Annotated in this window: 21 protein-coding genes; 6 read left to right on the forward strand and 15 right to left on the reverse strand. The window is 43.0% G+C overall.

What is annotated here, in order from left to right:
• Nucleotides 1–213: 213 nt before the first annotated feature.
• The 4 genes from NWQ57_RS05865 to NWQ57_RS05880 form a co-directional block, all read right to left on the reverse strand.
• Complete coding sequence (locus tag NWQ57_RS05865; protein ID WP_306021203.1) at nucleotides 214–912, reverse strand: aspartate/glutamate racemase family protein; 699 nt, start codon at nucleotides 910–912, stop codon at nucleotides 214–216.
• On the reverse strand, nucleotides 909–1,112 hold the full coding sequence (locus NWQ57_RS05870) for a DUF3185 family protein (protein WP_306021204.1): 204 nt from the start codon (nucleotides 1,110–1,112) through the stop codon (nucleotides 909–911). The genes NWQ57_RS05865 and NWQ57_RS05870 overlap by 4 nt, the downstream gene beginning before the upstream one ends.
• 114 nt (nucleotides 1,113–1,226) lie before the next feature.
• Nucleotides 1,227–1,796, reverse strand: coding sequence for a YceI family protein (locus tag NWQ57_RS05875; protein WP_306021205.1), 570 nt, complete (start codon nucleotides 1,794–1,796; stop codon nucleotides 1,227–1,229).
• Nucleotides 1,793–2,353, reverse strand: coding sequence for a cytochrome b (locus tag NWQ57_RS05880; RefSeq protein WP_306021206.1), 561 nt, complete (start codon nucleotides 2,351–2,353; stop codon nucleotides 1,793–1,795). Before NWQ57_RS05880 ends, NWQ57_RS05875 begins: the two co-directional genes overlap by 4 nt.
• 209 nt (nucleotides 2,354–2,562) lie before the next feature.
• Here NWQ57_RS05880 and NWQ57_RS05885 point away from each other — a divergent pair, with 209 nt between their 5' ends.
• On the forward strand, nucleotides 2,563–2,784 hold the full coding sequence (locus tag NWQ57_RS05885; RefSeq protein ID WP_306021207.1) for a hypothetical protein: 222 nt from the start codon (nucleotides 2,563–2,565) through the stop codon (nucleotides 2,782–2,784).
• Between the two features lie 85 nt (nucleotides 2,785–2,869).
• Nucleotides 2,870–3,769 (forward strand): GyrI-like domain-containing protein, encoded by a 900-nt coding sequence (locus NWQ57_RS05890; RefSeq protein WP_306021208.1) that lies wholly within the window; start codon nucleotides 2,870–2,872, stop codon nucleotides 3,767–3,769.
• A gap of 19 nt (nucleotides 3,770–3,788) precedes the next feature.
• On the opposite strand, the gene NWQ57_RS05895 is transcribed toward NWQ57_RS05890, so the two are convergent.
• Complete coding sequence (locus tag NWQ57_RS05895; protein WP_306021209.1) at nucleotides 3,789–4,982, reverse strand: sugar MFS transporter; 1,194 nt, start codon at nucleotides 4,980–4,982, stop codon at nucleotides 3,789–3,791.
• 411 nt (nucleotides 4,983–5,393) lie between these two features.
• On the opposite strand from NWQ57_RS05895, the gene NWQ57_RS05900 reads away from it, so the two are divergent.
• The gene (locus NWQ57_RS05900; RefSeq protein WP_306021210.1) at nucleotides 5,394–5,864 is read left to right on the forward strand and encodes a DUF1456 family protein; all 471 of its coding nucleotides are present in this window, start codon (nucleotides 5,394–5,396) and stop codon (nucleotides 5,862–5,864) included.
• A gap of 45 nt (nucleotides 5,865–5,909) precedes the next feature.
• On the opposite strand, the gene NWQ57_RS05905 is transcribed toward NWQ57_RS05900, so the two are convergent.
• From NWQ57_RS05905 to tsaA, 5 genes are all read right to left on the reverse strand, one after another.
• Nucleotides 5,910–7,136, reverse strand: a complete 1,227-nt coding sequence (locus NWQ57_RS05905) for an MFS transporter (protein ID WP_306021211.1) — start codon at nucleotides 7,134–7,136, stop codon at nucleotides 5,910–5,912.
• A 126-nt stretch (nucleotides 7,137–7,262) separates the two neighbouring features.
• Nucleotides 7,263–8,408 carry a patatin-like phospholipase family protein gene (locus NWQ57_RS05910; protein ID WP_306021212.1) on the reverse strand — a complete coding sequence of 382 codons (1,146 nt, stop codon included), beginning with the start codon at nucleotides 8,406–8,408 and terminating at the stop codon, nucleotides 7,263–7,265.
• Complete coding sequence (locus tag NWQ57_RS05915) at nucleotides 8,405–9,244, reverse strand: MBL fold metallo-hydrolase (protein WP_306021213.1); 840 nt, start codon at nucleotides 9,242–9,244, stop codon at nucleotides 8,405–8,407. Before NWQ57_RS05915 ends, NWQ57_RS05910 begins: the two co-directional genes overlap by 4 nt.
• A gap of 165 nt (nucleotides 9,245–9,409) precedes the next feature.
• Nucleotides 9,410–11,125, reverse strand: coding sequence for a proline--tRNA ligase (locus tag NWQ57_RS05920; protein WP_306021214.1), 1,716 nt, complete (start codon nucleotides 11,123–11,125; stop codon nucleotides 9,410–9,412).
• An 87-nt stretch (nucleotides 11,126–11,212) separates the two neighbouring features.
• Complete coding sequence (tsaA, locus tag NWQ57_RS05925) at nucleotides 11,213–11,917, reverse strand: tRNA (N6-threonylcarbamoyladenosine(37)-N6)-methyltransferase TrmO (protein WP_306021215.1); 705 nt, start codon at nucleotides 11,915–11,917, stop codon at nucleotides 11,213–11,215.
• A gap of 277 nt (nucleotides 11,918–12,194) precedes the next feature.
• On the opposite strand from tsaA, the gene serB reads away from it, so the two are divergent.
• Nucleotides 12,195–13,247, forward strand: a complete 1,053-nt coding sequence (serB, locus tag NWQ57_RS05930; protein WP_306021216.1) for a phosphoserine phosphatase SerB — start codon at nucleotides 12,195–12,197, stop codon at nucleotides 13,245–13,247.
• Nucleotides 13,248–13,587: 340 nt separating this feature from the next.
• Complete coding sequence (locus NWQ57_RS05935; protein ID WP_306021217.1) at nucleotides 13,588–14,115, forward strand: hypothetical protein; 528 nt, start codon at nucleotides 13,588–13,590, stop codon at nucleotides 14,113–14,115.
• Between the two features lie 68 nt (nucleotides 14,116–14,183).
• On the opposite strand, the gene NWQ57_RS05940 is transcribed toward NWQ57_RS05935, so the two are convergent.
• Nucleotides 14,184–16,703, reverse strand: a complete 2,520-nt coding sequence (locus NWQ57_RS05940; RefSeq protein WP_306021218.1) for a PilZ domain-containing protein — start codon at nucleotides 16,701–16,703, stop codon at nucleotides 14,184–14,186.
• A gap of 171 nt (nucleotides 16,704–16,874) precedes the next feature.
• On the opposite strand from NWQ57_RS05940, the gene radA reads away from it, so the two are divergent.
• Nucleotides 16,875–18,239 carry a DNA repair protein RadA gene (gene radA / locus NWQ57_RS05945; protein WP_306021219.1) on the forward strand — a complete coding sequence of 455 codons (1,365 nt, stop codon included), beginning with the start codon at nucleotides 16,875–16,877 and terminating at the stop codon, nucleotides 18,237–18,239.
• A 49-nt stretch (nucleotides 18,240–18,288) separates the two neighbouring features.
• Here the strand turns inward: radA and NWQ57_RS05950 are convergent, their stop codons facing one another.
• From NWQ57_RS05950 to NWQ57_RS05965, 4 genes are all read right to left on the reverse strand, one after another.
• Complete coding sequence (locus NWQ57_RS05950; RefSeq protein WP_306021220.1) at nucleotides 18,289–19,887, reverse strand: L-lactate permease; 1,599 nt, start codon at nucleotides 19,885–19,887, stop codon at nucleotides 18,289–18,291.
• Nucleotides 19,888–19,948: 61 nt separating this feature from the next.
• Nucleotides 19,949–20,305, reverse strand: coding sequence for a PilZ domain-containing protein (locus NWQ57_RS05955; protein WP_306021221.1), 357 nt, complete (start codon nucleotides 20,303–20,305; stop codon nucleotides 19,949–19,951).
• A gap of 86 nt (nucleotides 20,306–20,391) precedes the next feature.
• Complete coding sequence (locus tag NWQ57_RS05960) at nucleotides 20,392–21,681, reverse strand: MFS transporter (RefSeq protein ID WP_306021222.1); 1,290 nt, start codon at nucleotides 21,679–21,681, stop codon at nucleotides 20,392–20,394.
• Between the two features lie 166 nt (nucleotides 21,682–21,847).
• On the reverse strand, nucleotides 21,848–23,986 hold the full coding sequence (locus tag NWQ57_RS05965; RefSeq protein ID WP_306021223.1) for a M3 family metallopeptidase: 2,139 nt from the start codon (nucleotides 23,984–23,986) through the stop codon (nucleotides 21,848–21,850).
• Nucleotides 23,987–24,246 lie beyond the last annotated feature (260 nt).

The raw sequence follows: 24,246 nt of genomic DNA on the forward strand, positions 1-24,246 counted from the left end.
CTAGTTTCTTCAATTTATCTTCCTTTTTAATTCAGTAGTTGAGGCTATATGCTGCACAACGTAACACACTTAGACTGGTTTGAAATTGGTATGCAGGGCTAGTAATTTGTCTACTGTAGTGCTTAAAAAGTTCGAGTAAAAACGTAAGGAGATGTGTGTTGTCCTGAGCTGGTTTTTATCAAAGGTAATTTATGATAAAAACCAACTGCCAATTTAGGGCGTAATTAAGGCAAACTCAGCGGCTTTACTGGCGTGAATTGCCGCCGTGTCAAACAGACGAGCAGGTGTCATGTTTTGCTGTACTAACAAACCTATTTCAGTACAGCCCAGTATGATTGCTTGCGCCCCATCGTTTACCAAGTCATCAATGGCCGTTAAAAAAATGTCTTTTGACACAGGTTGGATAATCCCTAAACACAGCTCTTGGTAAATAATAGAATGCACTAACGATTGTTGGCGTTCAGAGGGTACAACGACCTCTATGCCAAACTTATCGACTAAGCGGTTTTTGTAAAATGTTTCTTGCATGGTAAAGCGCGTACCCAAAAGACCAACTTTGGTAATATTGTGTTGTTGCAGTTCAATGGCTGTTGAGTCGGCAATGTGGATAAGTGGAATGTCTACTGCAGCGCTAATGTCATCGGCTACTTTATGCATGGTATTAGTACAGATCACCAAACAGTCAGCGCCTGCTTTTTCAAGAGTGGTCGCGGCCTCAATCAACACTTTTGCGGATTGTTCCCAATCACCTTGTTTTTGCATTTGTTCAATTTCGGCAAAATCCAGACTGAACAAGATAATTTTTGCTGAATGAAACCCGCCCAGCGTATTTTTAATGTCGCGATTAATCTGCTGGTAATAACTTACGGTAGATTCCCAGCTCATTCCACCGATTAAACCTATGGTCTTCATTTACGTTTAATTACCAAATATAAGCCAATACAAGCAGCGACAACACCACCAATTAAATAACTCATTGTTTCATCACTGTACTTACCAGTTAGGGTTTCTGAAATTTTTTCCACTGCTGAATCGGCCTGATTAAATCCAAAATACAGCAGAAATGCCGCCACTATAAGCAACAACAAGCCTGTTATTTTAACGTGTGGCACATGTATTTCCTTTTGATATTATCAAGCAACTCGCTTATTAAGCGCTGATTTGAGCACATAAAAAAGCCCGTCTCAAGAACGGGCTTCGAATAATATTAAGAAAAAGATATTCTTCTACTGTTTGATACCTTCAACGTTCAAAATAAGGTCAACATATGTTGAAGCAGGCCCTAAATTATACGTAATACCGTAGTCAGCCAAAGCGATACGAGTGGTTCCTTCAAAACCGGCACGGTAACCACCCCATGGATCTTTACCTTCACCGATTTTTTGGGTATCTATCACAATCGAATTGGTTACACCGTGTAAGGTAAAATCACCCATAATTTTAAGGTTGCCATCGCCCAAGTCTTCTACTTTGGTGCTAACAAACTTTGCTTGAGGAAACTTACTTACATGCAAGAAGTCGTCTCCTTTAATGTGTTTATCACGATCAGCGTGATTAGAATCAAAGCTTTCTGTATCAATAGTCACTGCCACTTTGGATGCTTCGGGTTGGGCCGCATCATAGCTAAAGGTGCCATCAAACTTGTTGAACCCACCGGTTAACCAAGAATAGCCCAAGTGCTTTATCTTAAAATTGATCGAGGCATGCGCCCCTTTTGTATCAATGACGTAGTCGGCAGCAAGGGCACCAAAGCTTAAAAGGCTGAGTAAACTGGCAGCAATGAGTGTTTTTTTCATGAGAGATCCTTTTTTTGATTAATGGGTTTTATCATTCGTTTGAGCGTTAAATCTTTATCTATAAAATGATGTTTTAAAGCCGCTAGGGCATGCAGTGAAACAAGAGCAATAAGTGAATAGGCTACCCATTCGTGAATCTCTCCGGCTAAATCTTCTTGATTGGCAAAAAGCTCGCCCAAGGAGGGCACAGTAGCCCAATTAAAAATATCAATTCCCCGGTCATCAGCAGTTGAAATGAGATACCCACTGATAAATAGGCTGAATAAACCAAGGTACAATAACAAATGGACAAGCTTGGCGGTTTTTTGTTCCCAACGTTTACCTACGCCTTGTGGTGATATTTGCATCAGCTTTGCTACTAAGCGAATAGCAATAAGCAGCGCTAATAATATTCCTACACTTTTATGGTAATGAGGCGCGTCTTTATACCAAGCATTATAAAAGTCTAAATCCACCATCCATAAGCCTAAAATAAACATGCCAATAATAACGATGGCACTCAACCAATGCAGGGCGATTGCCAACCAACCATAGCTTAGGTGTGAATTTTTAAACAATGTGACCTCCATGCGATTGCAAATGTGAATTATTACTATATTCATATTATTGCCATAAATAAACGGCTAATTTTGAGATTATTTGTTCGATTAATTCGAACTAATTGCTTCAAGATGTTGGATTGGTAAAAAAAAGAGAGGCAGGCTTGACTGATTTTTATACAACTATATACTGTATAAAAAAACAGTTGTTATGTATTGGAGTTAATATGCCTTACACTCAATCTAATCAAAACAAATCGTATCACCTTTTGGATACCGTCCCTGTGCCAAGGTTCAATGTAGCGAGCCCTTCTTTTATTGCTCATGAATCAGGCAAAGTTTATGATGATATTTTGGCTCGCATGGACAAATTGCGAGCACTGGCAAGATTGCAGCAGAAAAGTCAAAGCCCCTCTGAACGTCAGCAATTCAGTTTTACCTTTAAATGAATTGCGCAATATTAGCTAAGTTTTTTGCAGCGTATTACGGCACACTTCGTGTCTTAATGTAGTTTTATGATGTATAGGGGCGACGGTGTTGAAGGCGTATTATCAAAGAAGGCTTGATCATGTCTTAGGGTATATTGATGCTAATTTAGGCCATACAATCGGTGTTGCAGAACTCAGTGTCTTGGCTAATTTTTCTAAGTTTCATTTTCACCGGTGGTTTTTTGCCAATCTGGGCGTGAGTGTCGGTAAGTATTTACAGATAAAACGCTTTAAATATGCGTCTTATCAACTTGTTTTTCGCTCTCATATCAGTATCACCGCTATTGCCTTGGATGTCGGATACGCAAGCACAGCCAGTTTTTCTAGAGAATTTAAAAAAATCTTAGGTTGCAGTCCTTCGTCCTTTCGAAACCAGCCTAATTGGGAGCACTGGCAACACATTTTTGATCCGATGTATGGGCCAATCAAAACCTATTTAATGCAAAAAGATGAGAACGATATGCGCTCTATTCAAACCTTCAAAGAAGTTAAAATAGTTAATTTTCCGCAAACCGCCGTTGCAGTTAAAGAACATCTTGGTGCCCAGCATCACGTTATGGATTCAGTGGCGAGTTTTATCGAATGGCGAAAGGCCCATGGTGTTTTGCCAAATAAAAGTGCAACGTACAATATTTTTTACGATGATCCTGCGCTAGTGAAACCGCAAGACTATCGGCTGGATATCTGTGCAGCGACGGAGATAGAAATTGCTGAAAACCCGCAAGGTGTTGTTGCTAAGATTATTCCTGCTGGCCGCTGCGCTGTTTATCGTCACAACGGCCCTGAGATTTTGTTAGGCCAAAAAATTCAGTATCTCTATAGTCAATGGTTAGCCGCAAGTGGTGAAACCCTGCGTGACTTTCCTTGTTTTATTGAGCGCGTCAATTTATTTCCAGATGTGGCCGAGCAACAATCGATTATTGATATTTACTTGCCTATCGAATAACAAACGCTTCTACTGACAACTACTCCACGGTGTTGTTGAGTTGATGAAGCTGTTTTTTTAAATAGCGGCTATAGGCCCAGACCATCACTAACAACCAGATTGCTCCAATAGGTACAGTCCAAAAAGCCGTGTTGATTGAAGAGAAGCTCGCCCAAAAACCCGTACCAAATGAGGCCAGTTGCACGCCCACTGACGAGCCGATAACACACATCCCCGACAATATTGGCCCTTTGTCACTATCGATATCCATTGCACTTGATAACATCAAAGGAAATAATGCCCCTAACCCTAGGCCAACCAATAGGTTACCCAAAGACATAAGTTGAGGCTCAACCGCTAATTTAATAATAAAGGCGCCTAGTGCCATAATACCTGCCAATATCAACATCAAGCGATGAGGTGACAACCAGCGCAGTAAAGTAGAAAAACCCAAACGGCTGATAACCATACCCGCGGTAAAAAAGGCGAACACCATACGCGCCTCTTCACCGGTAAAGCCTCGACCTTGTTGAGCGTAACTGACAAACCAATTTGCATTACCAAATTCAACTGCACCATAGCCTACCGCCGCTAATGCCAAGAAAAAGAAAATGGGGCGTTTAATAACTTCGCCATAAGACAAGCTTTTTCGCAGTTGTGGTTGGGTGGGAATGGCGAACTTTTTACCGCGTCGTGCAGCATACCAAGCGTATGCCGCTAAACCCACCATGGCAATTGCTAGCCATCGCAAGGGCCATCGCCAATCATGTTCGAGTAAGTATAGGGCTGAGATATAAAATGGCGCTGCCAGCGTGCCCAGACTAAACATAAAGTCCATTAAGCCCATCATAGTGGAACGACGGCTAGCATGCAGACGTGCAATCATGGTGTGGCCGATGGTGAACAAACTGGAGCTAATAAATCCCAATAAAAATGCACCGACTAGCAGCCAATGCCAGTGACTCACACTCGCCATAAATAATAATAAACCTGCCACAGAGAGCGATAAACAGGCAAACAGCGACATAAAGTCAAATTTTTGAATGTATTTTCCGCCGACAAAGGCACCAGCAATTGCACCGATAGAAATAAGCGTAAAAAACGCGCCACTGACCAACTCATTCATGGCCAACGTTTTGGCTAGGTCAGGCAGCATTATCCCCCATAGGATAAACACCATACCTAAAAGGAAAAAACCAATAAAAATGACAGATGTAGCGGTGCGACGATTCATATACCCTCCAAATTAGGCCGCTATTGTATAGATCTGAATAAGCAGTAGATAGGGGAGTCAAAATACTAAGGAGCCTCTTTTTCCACTTCGTTAATAGTAAGTCAAAAAAGCTTAGGTAAGGCGTTACTAATTTGCGTAAAGGCTGTTAAAAAATCGGCTTTTTTCTGCTTTTTTGCGGCAAAGGGAGTGTTTTTCATAATCGGATTTTCTAAGGTCTATATTAAAAATCTATTAAACTTTTGGGTTTTGATAGCGAACGTGTTGTCGATCGTTATCCTACCGAGAGTGCATAAGTACTAAGTGGCGCGAAAGTACTATTTTAAATAAGATAGTAGAGTAATTTTCTGCAAAGAACGTAAACTACAGCTAATTATTGACGGTCGCATGTGGCGACCTATTTTTAGGAAAATTATGATTAATAATGATGTGATGCGACGCGTTCGTTACATACTCGATTTTAACGATAAGCAAATGATTGAGGTCTTCGGTCAAGCAGATTATCCGGCAACGGTCGAGCAACTGCATGGGTGGTTGCGCAAGGACGATGATCCTGCTTTTGTGGCCATTAGCGATTTACAGTTTTCTTTGTTTTTAAATGGTTTAATTAATTTAAAACGGGGCAAACGTGAAGGTGTTGAAGCGCCTGTTGAACGTCGTTTAACCAATAATATTATTTTTATGAAATTGAAAATAGCCTTTAATTTACAGGCGGAAGAAGTACTCGAAATGATGGCCTTAAGTGGCTTTAAAATTAGCAAACCAGAGCTGAGCGCATTATTCAGAAAGCCTGAAAACCGCCAATATCGTTTATGTAAAGATCAAATTTTACGTAACTTTTTGAAAGGTTTACAAATCAAAATGCGCGGCAACGGCGAAGAATAATAATTAAAGTAATCTTAATGTAGGTTACTTTATTACGCAGGCGACTCAAGTCGCCTGATGATTCTTATCTTCAATGGTAGATTTCAGTCGACGTAAATCTCGGAAGGTTAACGCTCCACCAAGGGCGATAATCAAAGAACACACTCCCCCCAACATCGCAGCATTGACTGGCCCTAACGCCGCCGCCGCAGAGCCTGCACGAAAATCACCTAACTGGTTTGAACAGGCAATAAAGATTGAATTGACCGCGCTGACACGGCCACGAAGTTTGTCTGGTGTATTGTGTTGGACCACCGCACTGCGAATAACAACACTAAACATATCTGAGGCACCATAAACAAACAGGGCAACCGCCGAAAGCCACAGAGTAGTTGAAAAGGCAAAGGTTATGACGGATAACGCAAAAATGCCTAAGGCAATAAATAGCGTGTGGCCCGTATGGGCAAATTCACTTTTAAAATGCGATAGATACAAGCCAATTAATACGGCGCCTATCGCTGGCATGGCCCTAAGCATACCTAAGCCAGTAGGGCCTACATGCAGTATGTCTGCTGCATATATTGGCAATAAGGCCACAACACTGCCAAGTAGTACAATACATAAATCAAGGCTGAGGCTACCTAATACAATTGGATTAATTTTTAAGAACCGAAATCCACCCAGTAAATCTTTACGCCCTGCCTGCGAATGATTGGCTGGACCTATGGCGGGCAGCCTTAGAAAACTGATGAATGCAACAAACGACATGACCACTAGCAACCAATACACAAGAAGGTCAACCCAGGCGATCATTAATCCTGCCACAAAGGGACCGACAGTCAGGGCAATATTCCATACTGTACTAGTAATAGCTAATGATTGATTGAGTTGATTTTTAGTGACTAAATTGGGCAGTATTGCTTGTAAAGCGGGCGACATAAATGCTTTGCCAGTGCCATAAACACTGATTAATAACAGTAAGTGCCATTTATTGAATGTGGGGTCTTGCATGATGACTGCAATGCTTATTACCACTGCAAGTTGCACCAAGGCCCCACAGATTAAGATTTTCTTACGAGAAACATGATCGACCACCCAGCCAGTGACTAAAAATAATGCAAGAACAGGGGTAATTTGAAACAGTCCGACTAGGGCCAAATCAAAAGGATCTTTGGTCGCTTGATATAAATGCCATGCTAGTGCCACCGACATCACAGAGTCGATAAAGCTAAATGAGGCTCTGCCCAGCAAGAAATGAAGAAAAGGCGGATGTTTAAATATGCTGGATTTCATGTGTTATTACCCTGAGATAAGGTCATATAAAATGAAGTCATGATCTCAGAAATATCTTCTTGTCTATAAAATTAAGCATGCATATTAATGAGTAAATTTGAGGTTATTGAATGATTGAATCTTTGTCTAAATATTTAAAAAACTGCGTATTTCATCTTTTCTGGCTAAACCATCCTGATATCCAAGTTCAATTAACTCGCGGCAAAATTCTTTTTCAAATAATAAATAACTCAACAAGCTAGAGTCCGCTTTGTCGTGTAAACCTAACATACGTAGTAGTAATTTTATGCCTGAGGGCATGGTAGTAAAATGTCGCGCGGCCATTTCATTAAAGCTAATGCTGGGATTAATCACTAAACACTCTATGGTTTTCAAAGAGGTTTGTTGGCGCTGCTGATAGGTCATGTGGGCGATTGTTTGATTAATGCGTTCCATGCGCTCTAAATCTGAGCGCAAGGTATCGGCAAAGATCGTATCAAGTAAATGACCGGCAATAGCAATACTGCTGGGAAAACGTTTCATATCAGTGAATCGAGACATTCTTTGAGGTTGTTCAACGCCCACGACCATTATTTTTCTCGCCCCTAAATGAATAGCTGGACTTAAGGGAGAGAGTTGGTGCACCGAGCCATCACCTAAATATTCTCCGCCCATCTTTACAGGCGGAAACAGTAAAGGTATGGCTGATGACGCCATTAAGTGTTCTGAGTTAATGGTGCACGCCATTCCTCTGCGCTGCTCTCTGTACCAAGCTTGTAAATCGTGATGACCTTGGAAAAAGCTAATAGAATCGTGGGTGGTATAACTGGATGCATTCACACATATGGCACGTAAATGTTCTGAGGCGATGTTTCGGTCGATGCGATGAAAGTCTAAATAGTGTCTGATCAGTCGGCGCAAAGGTTGGTTATTTAATAAACTGGCCGCTTTTTTCTGATGCTGTTCGGATTGAAAACTGCGTAAAAAGTTACGAGAAAGATGAAAAAATACATCTCGAATACCACTGTCATATACATGACGAGTGTTAAAGTTTTTCCAAACAGATTCGAGTTTTTTTACCCCTAAATGGTAGCAAGATGCATAACAAGCAAGGCCTGTGGCATTAAATGCGCCAGCCGAGTTGCCACATAGTATAGGGAAGGGCAGGCCATGGTTGCGTGCTAAATAGGTGGATATCGATTTAAGCACACCCAGTTGATATGCGGCTCTTGCGCCACCGCCAGAGAGTAATAAGGCGTATTCATTACGTTTTAAAGTGGTTTCTGTACTCACAAACTTACACACTGTCCTTCTGCTGCGGCGAATAAAGAAAGGTCTGCTTCGGCTAACGCTATCACGTCTTGGCAATGTTCTTCAATGGCTTGAATTTCAGTATCGGTACGAATGTGGTCATGGCTGTATAGTGCCATGCGTTTCGCTCGACTAGCGAGAGCGAGTTTTACTGCTTCTTCTGCTACCGAATGCCCCCAGCCTGCTTTTTGTGGCATATCCGCGATCATGTATTGGGCGTCGTGAATAATTAATTCTGCGTCTCTGGCAAACTCAACCCAATCGAGAAAATCGGTGGCTTTTTTGTAAGGGGGATACAATTCGTTGTCGGTAATGTAAACCATCTTTTTGCCATTCTCTTCAATTGAAAAAGAGCTACCACTGCCAGGATGATTCATTTGCAATCGACTAATTTTAGCTGAGCCAATTTGCCATGTGTCGGTACCTTCGGGTTTGACTACAATCTGAATGTTGGAGGCCAGCGTGGTGTAGTCTACAGGAAAATAGCTGCCGCTCATTTGTTTAAGGATTGCGTCATGTTCAGCCAGTGACGTTTGCCCCGGTGTGATAAATATATTGCGTTTAGGCTGATAAATAGGCGAGAAAAAGGGAAAGCCTTGAATATGGTCCCAGTGATTATGAGACAGTAATAGATTGATATCACCACTCTTGTTAATGAGTTTTTGACCTAGATTTTTAATGCCGGTGCCAGCATCAAGGATAATGTCAGAGCCATCCTCAAGTTCAACATGTACACAGGCTGTATTACCGCCATACTTAATGAAATTCGCACCCGGTGAGGGACAAGAGCCGCGAACGCCATAAAAGGTCACTTGCATAGGTAGTTCTCTCAACTTGGTACGTTAGGTTAGCGTTAAGTCAGCTTAAGATGTGATAAACAATAACACCTGAGATCAACAGTATAAGTATATTTTACCTATCATGGGTATTTTAGTTGAACAAAACCGCCGTATGTTGACGACGGTCTTATTTTATCAACAGTGTTACAGTTGGCTAACAAATTCGTTAACGGCACTTAGGTCTAACATTTGTTTTTCGCCGCTGCGGCGATTCTTATATTCAACCTTTTGCTCGTCTAAGTTCCGCTCACCAATAACAATAGTATGGGGAATACCGATTAGCTCCATATCATTAAACATTACACCAGGACGTTCTTTTCTATCGTCTAGCAATACGTCGATACCGGCCGCTTTTAAATCAGCATACATCTTTTCTGCCACTTCTTGGATACGCGGTGACTTATGCATATTCATTGGAATGATGGCAAGTTTAAAAGGGGCGATAGCGTCTGGCCAAATGATGCCATATTTGTCGTGGTTTTGCTCAATGGCTGCTGCAACGATACGAGACACGCCAATACCGTAACACCCCATGGTCAATACTTGAAATTTGCCATTTTCGTCTAACACGCCACAGTTCATGGCTTGCGAATATTTATTTCCCAGTTGGAAAATGTGGCCTACTTCAATACCCCGTTTAATATCTAGTGTGCCTTGACCATCAGGTGATGGGTCGCCAACTTGTACGTTGCGAATATCTGCCACAGTAAATGAGGCTACATCACGGCCCCAATTTGCACCGCTATAATGATAATCGGTGTCATTTGCGCCACACACAAAATCAGCCAGATGTGCCGCACTGCGATCCACAATCACCGGAATAGTTAAACCGACAGGACCGATAGAACCAATGGTACAATTTAAACTTGCTTCGATTAGTGCTTCGTTTGCCATGGTCAAAGGGCTAAAAACGCCCGCCTGTTTTTCTGCCTTGATTTCATTTAATTGATGATCACCACGCACGACCAAAGCGACTAAACCTTGTTTACCTTGCTCATCTGGTGTACCGAGTACAATAAGGGTTTTCACTGTTTGAGCCGCACTAACATCTAAATAGGCACACACTTCTTCGATAGTGCGCTGTTTTGGGGTAGCGACCTTGCTGAGTTCTTGTTGTGCATCAGGGCGCTCACCAGCAGGGGCAAGTGCTTCAGCCATTTCAATATTGGCAGCATAAGTTGAAACCGTGCTAAAGGCGATATCATCTTCACCTGATTCTGCCAGTACATGAAATTCGTGTGAGCCCGTCCCACCGATTGAACCGGTGTCTGCAATAACAGGACGATAATCAAGGCCGATCCGCTCAAATATGTTGCAGTAGGCTTGATACATATCTTGATAGGTGAGCTCTAAACTGTTTTGGTCCATGTGAAATGAATACGCATCTTTCATGGTGAATTCACGACCGCGCATAATGCCAAAACGGGGGCGCACTTCATCACGAAACTTCGTTTGAATTTGATACACATTTAAGGGAAGCTGTTTATAGCTGCTTACTTCGTTTTTAATTAAGGCGGTTACCACTTCCTCATGAGTCGGGCCCAAAACAAAATCACGGCTATTACGATCTTTTATACGCAATAACTCTGGACCATATTGCTCCCAGCGTCCTGATTCTTGCCATAGATCAGCAGGTTGCACTACTGGCATTAGAATTTCGATAGAGCCGGCTTTGTTCATTTCATCACGCACAATCTCTGCCACTTTGTTCAACACTCGTAAGCCCGTAGGAAGCCAGTTATATAAACCCGCTGCGACCTTGCGCACCATACCTGCCCTTAACATTAACTGATGACTAATGACTTCTGCATCAGCGGGGGTTTCTTTTTGAGTTGCTAATAAATATTGGCTTGTGCGCATGCGGTTCTGTATCTCACATAAAGGATTGAAAAAACGGCGGCTATTCTATCAGCAGCAACCCAAGGGCTAAAGGCAAAAATAGCCTAATTATGGGTTTTGCTGAATATCAATGACTTGGCACTTGTCGTCTATGACGTGCCATTGAATATTTAAGTCATACAAACTCATGCCATACACCTTATGTTGCTGTGATTTACCGTGGTAGGCCGGTCTGGGATCTTGCCCTAATACATCGTTGATCGTAGCCTTTAAGTTGGGATAGAGGTTCTGCCAATGGGCTAATTGCGCTGCCGCTTTAGTGCTAAAGTCGACTTGCACTAGTTCAGGCTGGCTTTGGGCAAATCCCCCAGTGGCATGGGGTAAGGCGTCAGCGTAAGGCACATAAGGCTTTATGTCTAATATAGGGGTGCCATCGAGTAAATCCATGCCACTGACCACCAATGTTAACTTCCCTTGGTGGTGTTCTACTCTGACAAATTCCACTACCGACAAGCCCATATTGTTGGGTCTAAACGTGCTGCGGGTGGCAAATACGCCAAGTTTTTTATTCCCACCTAAGCGAGGCGGGCGAACCATGGGCGACCAACCTTGCTCTGCTGTTTGATGAAATTGAAAAATAAGCCATAAATGACTGAACTGCTCAATTCCCCTTAAACAATTAGGATCGGCATATTCAGCTAAAAACTCGATAAATCCTTCGGTATGTTTGGCTAGGCCAGGCTGTCGAGGGATGGCAAACTTTTGTTTGTAGGGTGTACGAATAACAGCGATGGGTTGCAAGGCGAGGCTCATAGGGACAACTTATGGAAAACTGCTTAGTTTATATTATTGTTTATGCGCCTATGGTTGCGCACGTTGAGTGGGAATTCAACTTAAATAGCGAGCATCTCAGCACAGGCCAGTGCTTAACCTTCAATATTAAAAAGCATAGGTAACTCATAACTGAACTAAAAGGTAGATAGAAAATCCTCAGCCCTTTGGTTAACATGCTCAGCATCACACCTAGCTGTAAGTCGCTAGCGTATTTATTGGCTCGTAAGCTGAGCTACTTTTTAAGGATCGTGTATTTGTGTTTGTACTTTCGTTAACACCCTCGCAGTTAGTGTCATCCGCATTTTTAACGCAGCTAGTGGAGCAGGGCTTAGCTCAGTTTACACTGACAAATTTGCAGCTCATTAGTTCTGCCGCTGTAGCTGGCAGCATTGAGCAAGAGGGCAGTAACACGGTATTTAAAACAAAGCCTGATGAGCAAACCTTAGTGGTATTTACCGAAGGTTTGAATCTACAATTAATAACGCAGCTCAGCGAGCAGTTAAACGCCCAACTCAATATTGCCTATTGGTATGTGGTAAAAGTGGACGGCAAACAAGATTTTGCACTCGCGGCCAAAGTGGCTGTAGTGAATGACGATGAGCTTAAACAGCAATGTGAACGCATCGCAAACCGTTTTAGTGTGGAACTGTGCTTGGTAAAGCAAAAGCCAAGTTTAGACGCGGCGGGTTTGTTGCTTATGGACATGGATAGTACGGTTATTGCTTGCGAGTGTATCGACGATATTGCAATGCTGGCTGGTGTAGGTGAACAAGTTTCAGCGGTGACAGCACAAGCTATGCAAGGAAAGTTAGATTTTGCCCAAAGTTTGCGTACCCGTGTAGCGTGTTTAACCGATGCCGATGAAAGCATCTTACAAACAGTGCGTGATGCCCTGCCTTTAATGCCTGGCGTTGCTAATTTAGTTAAGGTGCTAAAACACTATAATTGGAAGGTTGCTATTGCATCCGGTGGCTTTACTTATTTTGCTGATTATTTGGCAGAGCGCCTAGAGCTTGACGCCGCAATGGCCAACAAGCTTGAAATCATCGACGGTAAATTAACGGGGAAAGTGGACGGCGATATCGTTGATGCCCAAGTAAAAGCGCACACCTTACTCGCGTTAGCAGACAAATGGTCAATTCCCCACAGTCAAACCATTGCAATGGGCGATGGCGCAAATGATTTAGTCATGATGGATGCCGCTGCCTTAGGTGTTGCTTTGCACGCCAAACCTATTGTAAGAGAAAAAGCAGACATAGCGATTCGCCGTGGTGGTTTAGATACGCTTCTGTGGATTCTCGGGGCGTAATCCTGTTTTAGCTTTAGCAGCGACTGCCTTATAAATGTAAAAGGCAGTGGGCTGCTAAATGTGCAGTGTAATTTTTACCTATCGCAGCAAACTTTTCACTTTTTCATCCTATCTTTTGTCGAAATTTCAACTTTGATGATCAATCACCTTGACCCTTTACTCGTTGTAAACCGGACCTTAACCTAGGGCTAATAGCACCAACTGTTATCGCTTATCCAGCCTATAAGGTTAACTAGGCGTGTGGTAGTACTCTGGCATCTACCTTGCAAACTGTCTTGTTCAACAGATTTGAATGTGTGGCTAAATGCCATCAAATAAATCTAATTTAAGGAGAACAGTCATGGTATTAACGGTAAATGATGAAAAACACCCAGGTAAAGTGGCTGGGGTATTTGAACAAGAGTCGAGTGCTCAGGCGGCAGTCAACCTGCTTAAAAGTAAGGGGGATTTTACTGCAGAAGAAGTCGCTTTAGTCGTACCCAAGGATGAGAGTTTTGCGCAAAAGGTTGAACCCGACGACAAAGGTATTGGTCGTACGCTCATAACATCTCATTTAAGATTCGGCGCGGTTGGCTTAGCACTTGGATTGATTGTCGCGGCTATTTTGAGTCAATATGGTCCAGCGCTCACCACCTCCAGTCCAGTGATGGTTTTTATTGCCCTGGCGATGGGAGGCACATTTCTTGGCTTAATGCTTGCGGGTTTAATGACCTTACGCCCTGACCATGATGGTGTTATCAATAAAACCCGCCAAGCGACCAACAATCATCAATGGACGGTTATAGTACAAACCAAAAATGATGACCAAAACAAACGGGCTAGAGAACTCTTGGGTAGCGCCGCACTTTCAGTCAGCGATACGTTTTAAGGCCTACATCTCTCTAAGCCTAATTACGTCAAACTGGTTTGGCGCGAGTAGGTTGTAAAGCCTGTTTTTTAACTTCTTAACAATTGCTCAATGCCGACTTTCTGAATTTTGTGGGTGACTGGAAATTTATGATTATCGGCAATTTTTTCTTCGCTAAATTCGTAACGTCGCATTACTTCATCCGTTACATCGACTAAATCGCCAACACCGGTCACACTCCACAGCTTTTCTTCCAGTTGTTTGGCTTTATGCAGGGCATAAACGCCGACGTAATTTAATTCTGACTGCATTTTTTCAATATCTGGGCGCCCCGTTTTTGCAACAAATACTTTTAAGGCGATAAATTGCCCGTGTAACAAGGCTTGGGAAATAAATTCGCGGCGTTTTTCATGTTTAATAAATTGCTCTGATACCAAGCTTTTTATGGCATCACTTAACTGCTCTTTACTTGGATCAAAGGCGACAAACACCTCACGCATAATGGGTTTTTCGTTGGGCTTTAAGTTATGCATGGCGCTGGGAATAAAATCGTGTTTACTCATGGTGTTGCGATATAAGGGATAAAGATTTAAAAAACCGCTTTCTGACTTATAGTGCAACAAATTCGTTAGGCGATTGGTAGTGGCCCAAGTTGCGGTAGCGTCGGGCACAAAATCTATATCTTCTTTACGTAAAAAATACGCTACGTTCATCACATTTCGGGCGTAAATGTTGCGCAGCGCTTCACCAATGCCAGGTACTTCTTCTTCGTCACGATAAGCCCGTAATTTAGAGCGGTTAGCTTTTATAAGCGCATCAAAAAAGTGTTTAGCGGTAGTGTTGTGTTCGTTCACTAAGGCCTGTAGGTGCAGCACGCTGTTATCTCTAGACAGCTGACGAACATAGTAAGGCAAATCTGCTAATGCATATTTTGTGGTGACTTTCTGTAAGTTTGGAAACGTGATTTTGATTAAGCTATTTTCTTTGGATTTAAAGGGAGTATCTAACTCGATACGCAGGCCCTGGGTAGAAAAATCTTCGGTGTTTCCTTCGTAATTATGTCCATCAATATTCACTGTGATGGGAGTGCGCAACAAAAATCGCGTTTCTCGTCGTTGGTTAAAATATTTAAAACGATACACCGTCACTGTGTCGGGTAAGCGATTGCGAGGGTGGCCAAACATTTTTAACTGAGGAAGTTGGTCACGACTTATTTTTAAACGTTGATAATATTCGGTGCTGGTGTCGTCAGTGATATTCGTTAATAAGGCGACATGACTTATATTTTTTAAACGTGACATCAAACGCGGTGCGGGTTTTTGATTTTGCCTTTTTACTGACTCGTTAATGGTATTGGCAATAGACAAAGGTTGATAGCTTTGCTCGGGCGAAATATCGGTCAGTTGTAATTTATAAATACGCCAACTGACTTTACGCGAACCATAGGCAAAAAAGAGATGTTTAAGATGGGGGGCAGCATCAAGCTCTTGTATTGTGGCCGAATAGAAATAAATTTTGTCGCCTTTGACATGATTAAACACATAAATAAAGGTCTCTTGTTGACCTTTGGGTAAAGATAAGCAGTGTTTGATACGCGCATCTGATAATAAGTAGCCAATCTTAAGATCTTGAATTTCGTTTGCCCAATATTGAATTTCTTCGCGATTACAGTCATTGGCTAAGGCGTATTTGGGATGATAGCCCTTTTCACTCTTTTCGATAAATACCGGAATAGAGGTAAAGTTAGGAATATAATATTGCTCGTAGGTTTTGTTTTGAATTGCCTGAAAGGTGTTGTCTAAATTCACCTTATAACGGCGTTTATTGCCGTGAATAAAACTCTCAAAAAACTTATCAAATGTGGGGTTAGGTGCATCTTGTACCCTTTGTAAGTTTAAGCGTTGATCATCTTTGGCTCGTTCAATACTGCCAACGGTATACGCAATGCCTTGGCGCTTATCAAGGGAGTACTCTTTTTCAAGCCCTCTGAATTGCACAGTGAGTTTTTCACCTACTTTAACTAAATGCTCTTTCCCTACTTTTACTTTTAAGCCACTGACTGAAATATCAATCGTGGTTGCCTGCATGCTTTTGTTGGCATCATTAAATATTTCGATATTGACAGAAAAATTCATGCGCTCTTCAGCACGTTGAGGAATATTGCCAAATTCAATGAGTGGCGCTAAATAAAACTCTTTTTTGATGGCCTGAGGCGCAGTTTGCGCTTTTTTTTGCTTGGCTAATTGTTGTTCTTTTCTATGCATCACCCTGAAGTTATTTTCAGTATTGGTGACCGCTTCGTATACCCCAATGGTGTATTCGCCAAATATTCTCACCTGCCTCTCTAAGGTTTCTATGGCGATTTCATCGAGGTAATGGTCTCGACCTTCATGCGTGTACAACTGGCACTTCCCGTCAACTAAACCCCGTAAGTCAATTAATCGAATACACGGTCTGGCTAAACGTTTTAGCTCCATCTTGAGTAAAAAACGCTTTTGTGGTGGCACATTCGCTGCAACTTGCAACAACACCTGATTAAATTCAGGTTCATTGATCATTGGCTTCAGTGCTTCAATAATTTCGTGATATTCTTCTAGGTCTTGGCTCATATCATCTTGACGTAGGGTTAATGCATTAGAATGTGCTTTAAATGTGTTTATCGGCCAGTAAACTAAATAGTTGAAAAACCTTGTAAATCGTCCATTTAATTTGCGTCCTTTAGCAATCTAAAATACGCCAACCTATAGATGATAATCAACCTGTATTGAGTACTTATTATCATGGCAAAACGTAAGACTTCCTTTGTATGTTCTGACTGCGGAGCAGAATTTCCCCGCTGGCAGGGGCAATGCAATGATTGTCAGGCATGGAATACTATCACTGAGTTTGTGGTCTCATCCGCTAAAAGTTCTGCCGTGAGGCAAGGTGGCGGTTATTCGGGGCAAACTCTGGCGCAAGTCGAAAATTTACAAGACATTGATTTACAAGCGTTGCCACGGATTTCTTCTGGTTTTAAAGAGCTTGATCGGGTTCTAGGGGGGGGCATTGTGCCTGGCTCTGCCATGTTGATAGGCGGTTCGCCGGGTGCGGGCAAAAGTACCCTCTTGCTGCAAGTCATGTGTTTAATGGCGGCAGGGCGAAGCGCACTATACGTAACAGGTGAAGAATCTTTGCAACAAGTTGCGATGCGGGCAGAGCGATTGGGCTTAGCAAAAGATAAGTTAAAGCTACTGGCCGAAACGAATATCGACACTATTTGCGAATTAGCGCTGCAGCACAAACCTGACATCATGGTGATTGACTCAATTCAAGTCATGCAAGTGGCTGAGGTCCAATCAGCGCCGGGCAGTGTGTCGCAAGTGCGTGAAAGTGCCGCTTATTTAACCCGTTTTGCCAAACAACATCATATTGCGATGTTTTTGGTAGGGCATGTAACCAAAGACGGTAGCTTAGCCGGTCCGAAAGTTTTGGAGCATTGTATTGACTGTTCAATGATGCTCGAAGGAGAGAGTGATAGTCGCTATCGCACTTTACGCAGTCAAAAAAATCGCTTTGGTGCGGTGAATGAGTTAGGCGTTTTTGCCATGACGGAGCGCGGTTTACGGGAAGTCAGCAACCCTTCGGCGATATTTCTGAGTCGCGGCGAAGAGCAGTCTCCCGGAAGCATCGTGATGGTGGTGTGGGAAGGGACGCGTCCATTATTAGTGGAAATTCAGGCGCTGGTGGATTATTCACAGATGGCAAATCCTCGAAGAGTCGCGGTGGGTTTGGAGCAAAATCGCTTGGCCATGTTACTCGCTGTCTTGCATCGTCATGGCAACGTCCAAATGAATGATCAAGATGTATTTGCCAATGTGGTAGGTGGCGTTAAAGTGGCAGAAACCAGTGCAGATTTGGCGCTTCTATTATCTATTGTATCGAGTTTTCGGAATAAACCCCTAGATAAAGAGTTAATCGCCTTTGGCGAAGTGGGGTTGGCAGGGGAAATTCGCCCTGTTCCGAACGGCTCAGAACGCATAAGTGAGGCGGCCAAGCACGGTTTTAAACGTGCTATTGTGCCTAAAGCCAATGTGCCAAAACAAAAAATAGCTGGGATTGAAATAGTCGGTGTATCACGTTTAAGTGAGGCCTTAGAAGCTCTATAAGGTGATTGTCTGCGAAGCCAGTTGTGTTGCAACGCTTATATGATGGGGGTTAAAGCACCGGGCAAGTTAAAAAAAGTCCTACCACACCAGCGAATAGGCCATAGATGAGCACCACCAAAGCAGTCCGTTTTAAGATATATCCTTCTTGATGAGTGAGGGATAAAACAGAGGCGACCGCTACAATGTTGTTTATGCAAATCATGTTGCCCATTGCTGCCCCTACCGATTGCATTGCTAAAATAGTGCTGACATCAAGGCCTTGCTCGGTAGCAATGATTTGTTGCACTGTAGCAAATGTCAGGTTAGAAACGGTGGCTGAGCCTGAAAAAAAGGACCCTAAGGCGCCTAAAAATGGAGCGAACCAAGGCCAATGTTGTCCACCCAAACTCGCCAAGTGTCGACCAATTTGATTAACCGCAGACGCTTGCTCACCCAGCATCATTAAATTGACAAACACCAGAGCGCCCATCAAGGCAATGACCGGTTTTAACATACTTGTTTGGGTTTGTTGAATAACCCTAAGAAAAGCCTTTTTTCTAAACCACACAAGGCTCAGCGTGCCGACAACTAAAAAAGGAATAAAGGATGGTACGTACAAAACGCTATGCTGCCATGTGACTGCAGTGCCTAAAATATGTTGCAGATTAAGCACTAAGGCCGCGCTAATACTGAAATCTCCCATAATGCCTAAATTAATATGCCAGGCCGGTTCGGTAAGTTGTAACAAAGGTTTTAGCCCTAACTGGGGAATGCGGGTCAGCACCAAAACCAATATCGTTCCCCATAGAGGAAAGCTAGCCTTGAACAATACGTAAAACGATATGTTACTTTGTGGTTGCACCTCAATGGCTTCAGGCCCTTTAGACAAGCCGATTTTATACTTTGCTAATAGTAAGGTGATTACTAAGCCAAGTAAGCCGCCGAGCAAGGAAGGAAATTCAACGCTTATTCGGCTCAATGCTAAGTAGGGTAAGGTACAAGCAAAGGTTGAAAGTAAAATAAAACCTACGTTTTGCCATAGGAGACGTTTTTGCTTCAGTACCAACGATAAGGCAATCAGCACAATAAACGGGGCAACGCTGGTGTTGATAAGTGCTGACTTCCAGCCAACATCAGCAAGTTGTTGTGGAAGGAGGTCGACAAGAGAAAGACCAAACCAAATCGGGGTTCCAACGGCGCCGAATGTCACCGGAATAGAATTCAAAATAAGGCAGCATATTGCTACCCGTAAGGCTGGAAAGCCTAGACTAACTAATATTGGTGCGGCAATGGCCGCGGGGGTGCCAAAACCACTGGCCCCTTCAATTAAAAATGCAAAGGCCCAAGCAACGATCATCAATTGCGCAACAGGGTTGCTACTAATTTGATTTAGCCATTGCCGAATAATATCTAAGGCACCCGTCTCTTCCATACAGCGAAACAGAAAAATCGCCCCCGCGATGATAAGAATGGGTGTCCATGCTTTTAATAATCCAGCGACTACGTTGGCGTTCACCAAAGTGAAGTCTTGGCCAAACATCAGCAATACAACAAAATAGGCAACCACCGCGCATAGTGGCAAAGCGTAATTGGCGGGTAAGTTATTCTTTTTGCTCATTAAATAAATCAGCAAAAGGATAGGAAAATAGGCAAATCCAAGCGTTAGCATATCTACCGTTTTACCCCCTTATTTGTCGACAATAAGAATTGCAGAGAGGCTAAATCAGTTTTTAGCCCCGGAGTAAAGCGGCAAGATCCCGTTGCAACAGATGCTCGTCACTGAGATTAAGCGCGATAAGGCTGCGCAGGGTAGTGGCACTATCGATATCTAACAAGGTGCAGTGAAAGCCTATTTGTTCTTTATCGATGTGGCTAATGTGACCCTGCATAACGATAGATGTACTTGAATCTTGCAAGGTAAAGGATAATGTCATTTCGTCACCCGGTTTTAATTGGGCACCCGCAGGCACGTTAAGTAGGGCGCCTTTAAATGAAAGATCAATGATCTCCGTCTGCCATTGTATACCTGCAGTGAAGAGAGTTGCCTCAGTACAAAAGGGGACTCTGTTAAAATGTCTACGTTCCATTTTGTGAGCACCTATCAAATTGAATACTATGAGCATAACGGTTTTTGACCGTTTTGTATTGTTTTATGCCTTCACATTGTTGTCGCTTAAACGTCTTTCATTTGCAAACTAATACACAACGCTGAAGCACTAGATAATGCAAATATTGCAAACACTGCCGTCAGTGAAAATTGCGCCAATAGCGCACTGAGTAAACCCAGGAGCAGAAGTAAAAATCCGATGATGGTATTGCTCACCGCCACATAGCGGGTACGTTGATTACCGTTAGCCATATTAACCAAATAGGTTTTGCGGCCTAATCTGACGCCTTGATGAGTCACGGACAATAGAAAAAATAAAGACATCACCAACCAGCTATTATTTGATAGACCTAATGCATCTATAACACCACCACTTAGGCACAATAAAGTGACAAGTAGTGCAGTAATCACAATAACGCAGCGACTAGAATTGTCGGCTAACTTACCCCACACAGATGCACTAACAAAACTGGCTAAGCCGCTGATTACGATAAATAAGCCCAAATTTGTGTAGTGGTTATCTTGCTGATTGGACTGCGCTAAAATAATGAAATAGGGAGCACTTAAGCCAGAACTCATTAGTAAACAGCGGGTAATGACAAATTGCCTAAATTCCTTATCGTCTTTGACTATATTAAGGCTTTTTAGGGCATGTAAAAAACCGTTGTCACTGCCTTCGGTTTCACCATCAAATTCCCTAACCAGCTGATAAAGCGCAGCGGATATAAACCAACAGGCTGCGGCGCCTACCAATAACCACGGTAAATTTTCTTGCATATTAAGATCAAAAAGCAAGACAAAACCTACGACCATGCCAATAGCGCCCGCCGCTGTGGCTGCATACCCTGACAGGCTACCTCGTTTTTGTTTAGCAATGGTTTTGCCTAATACATCTTTAGACGCAATTGAGCATAGGCCCCTGGCCAGACTGAAAACAGACAACAATGCAATAATAGCTAAACCACCGGTTAAGTCCCGTAGGTTCAATACTACCCACGCCATTCCCGCGATACTAAGAGCTTGAATACAGGCACCTAACACATAAAAGGTCTTGCGTTGAGCGAAACGACGGATAACACCACCGATAAACAGTTGTGGAATAAGTGAGCCTGACTCTCGTATCGGAACCAACAAGCCACTCAGAAACACCGGCGCACCGATACTGGTCATCAACCACGGCAAAACAACCTTAGCACTCGCCAAGGCATCCGCTAATTTACTAAAAAACTGACTACACAAAATCAAGGTAAAATTACCGCGAACTACCTTGCAGGCATCTTCGCTAATGTCTTTACAGACTCGTGCGTCTTCTTCATCGTTGAAGACTTCGGTTAATCGTGAAAGGTGATCTGTCATTATCGATCTGATATTACTGATTAAAACACCTATAGTGCCGATAATTTGAAAGTGTGTCGATGATATATTGTGGCTCGTCTGACAGGCTTGCATCCGAGTCATAAACGGCAGAAAAAAGCCCCAATGATGTGGGGCTGTATTTTGTAAAACTTAGCGCGAACAGGGCTTAATGAATCAAACCACGGCGTTTTAATAAAGCATCGGTACTGGGTTGTTTACCTCTGAATTCGGTATAGCTTTGCATTAAGTCTTTACTGTTACCGATAGACAAAATTTTCTGACGGAAATCATCGCCGTTCTCTCGTGTCATACCACCTTTGTTTTGAATGTGGGCAAACGCATCTGCGGCAAATACTTCAGTCCATAAATAGGCGTAGTAGCCAGCAGAGTAGCCCCCTGCAAAAGTATGACTAAAATAAGCCGATTTATAGCGTGGCGGGATAGGGGCGTAATCTAAGCCATGTTTGGCAAGGGCTTGATGCTCAAAACTAGCGACATCACTTATGTTTGTATCAGCGCTGAGCATGTGCCATTCCATATCAAGTAGAGCGGCGGCTAAATATTCAACTGTGTCGTAACCTTGGCCAAATTTTACTGAGTCGAGCACCCGCTCGAGCAACTCTGGTGGAATGGTTTCGCCCGTTTTATCGTGTAGGGCATAGTTAGCAATAACGCTTGGCTCGATATCCCAATCTTCATTGAATTGTGAAGGAAACTCAACAAAGTCACGGGCAGTCGAAGTACCCGCTAAGCTGGGGTATTTCACCTCTGAAAACAAACCATGGGCAGCATGACCAAACTCATGAAACAGTGTGGTGGCCTCATCAAAAGACAGCAGAGTAGGTTGACCACTGGTCGGTTTAACAATATTGAGTACATTGAACACCACTGGTTTTTCATCAAGTAAATAACTCTGACTCACAAAGGCATCCATCCATGCACCACCGCCCTTTCCTTCACGAGCATAGGGGTCAAAATAAAATAAACCTATGCTGCTGTTATCTTCATTGAAGACTTCAAAAAGGCGCACATCTTCATGGTAAACCGGTAAGTCCGTGCGTTCTTTAAAGTGAATGCCGTAAAACTTTTCCATCGCGAAAAACAAACCATTTTCTAGTACGGAATTGAGCTCGAAGTATGGTTTGACTTGGCTATCATCCAGGTCAAACTTGGCCTTTCTGACTTTTTCCGCATAGTAAGCCCAATCCCACGCTTGCACTGGCCCATCAATTCCATCCGCTTTCATCTGTACTTCAATATCAGCCGCTTCAATTTTAGCTTTTGCGAGTGCTTGAGGGGCGAGGTCGTCAAGAATAGCGAAAATAGCGTTTGGCTCTTTGGCCATTTGATCGGCCGTGGCATAGCTCGCCCAATTGGGATAACCCAATAAACTGGCTTTTTGCGCGCGTAATTTAACTAACGCTAATAATACCGGACCATTACTGTCCATGGCGCGATTAGCTGAGGTTTGCCAAACTTTTTGACGCATTTCACGATTAGATAAACTGGATAAAATGGGTTGGCGAGTCGTATTAACCAGAGTGATCAAATAGCCCTCTTTACCAACGGCTTGGGCCGCTTCGGCTAAACCATTGATATCAGCGTCTGATAAACCTGCGAGCAAGGCTCTGTCTTCAACGATGATCACATCATTTTTAAAAGAGGCCATGAGGTTTTGTGAAAATTCCGTTTGCAGCGTAGAAATCTGTTCGTTAATGGCGCGCATTTGGTTTTTTTCTGCGTCAGTTAATTTAGCGCCAGCCCGCAAAAATTCATTGTAATAAAATTCAACCAAGTGTTGATCTTCTGCATTTAAGGCGGCTTTTTCGGCGTAAATCGCTGCAACTCGCTCAAACAGATTCGGGTTTAAATAAATATTATCTGAATGCGCCGATAACTTGGGGGCTAATTCTGCTTCAATTTTTTGATATTCAGGGGTAGAGATGACACCTGATAAAGGAAAAAATACCTGAGAAACACGCTTAAGCAAGGTATCAGAACGCTCCATCGCTACTAGGGTATTGTCAAACGTCGCGGCTTCGGGATTATTCGCGATGCGGGTTATTTCAGATTGTTGTTGTGCCATGCCTTCAGTGAAAGCCGGCAAATAATCCGCCATCGTAATTTTGTCAAACTGAGGAGCTTGGTCAAATAGCGGACTTGGGCTCATAAAAATATTCGTGTTTTTGTTTTGCATAGCGCCTGCTTGTTGTGGCTGATTAACAGCATCGGTGGAAGCTGAAGGGGAACAGGCTGAGATTGTCAAAGCGGCACTGATCGCCGTGGTTAGAAGAGCTTTACGCATAGTTACTCCATCGCATAAGCACCGTTTTATTTCGTTTACGGTTTAATTATTTTTACGGAGCGGCACTCTAGCACGCGTTGGTGAAGTGCTCAATTACCGAAAATAGCCCGAGCTAGCACGCCCCCTTAAAAGCGCAAAGGTTTACAAGCCGCAGTGCAGACAACGCCTCATTAGCTGTTAATTAAACTATTGATTATTGGAGAAAAGGATAGATTTACCAGCAGCAGGCGGGCCTGAATTGGGGGCAACCAAAGACCCAC

Origin of the sequence: Paraglaciecola sp. (assembly GCF_030730205.1) — a bacterium.
Lineage (GTDB): Bacteria > Pseudomonadota > Gammaproteobacteria > Enterobacterales > Alteromonadaceae > Paraglaciecola.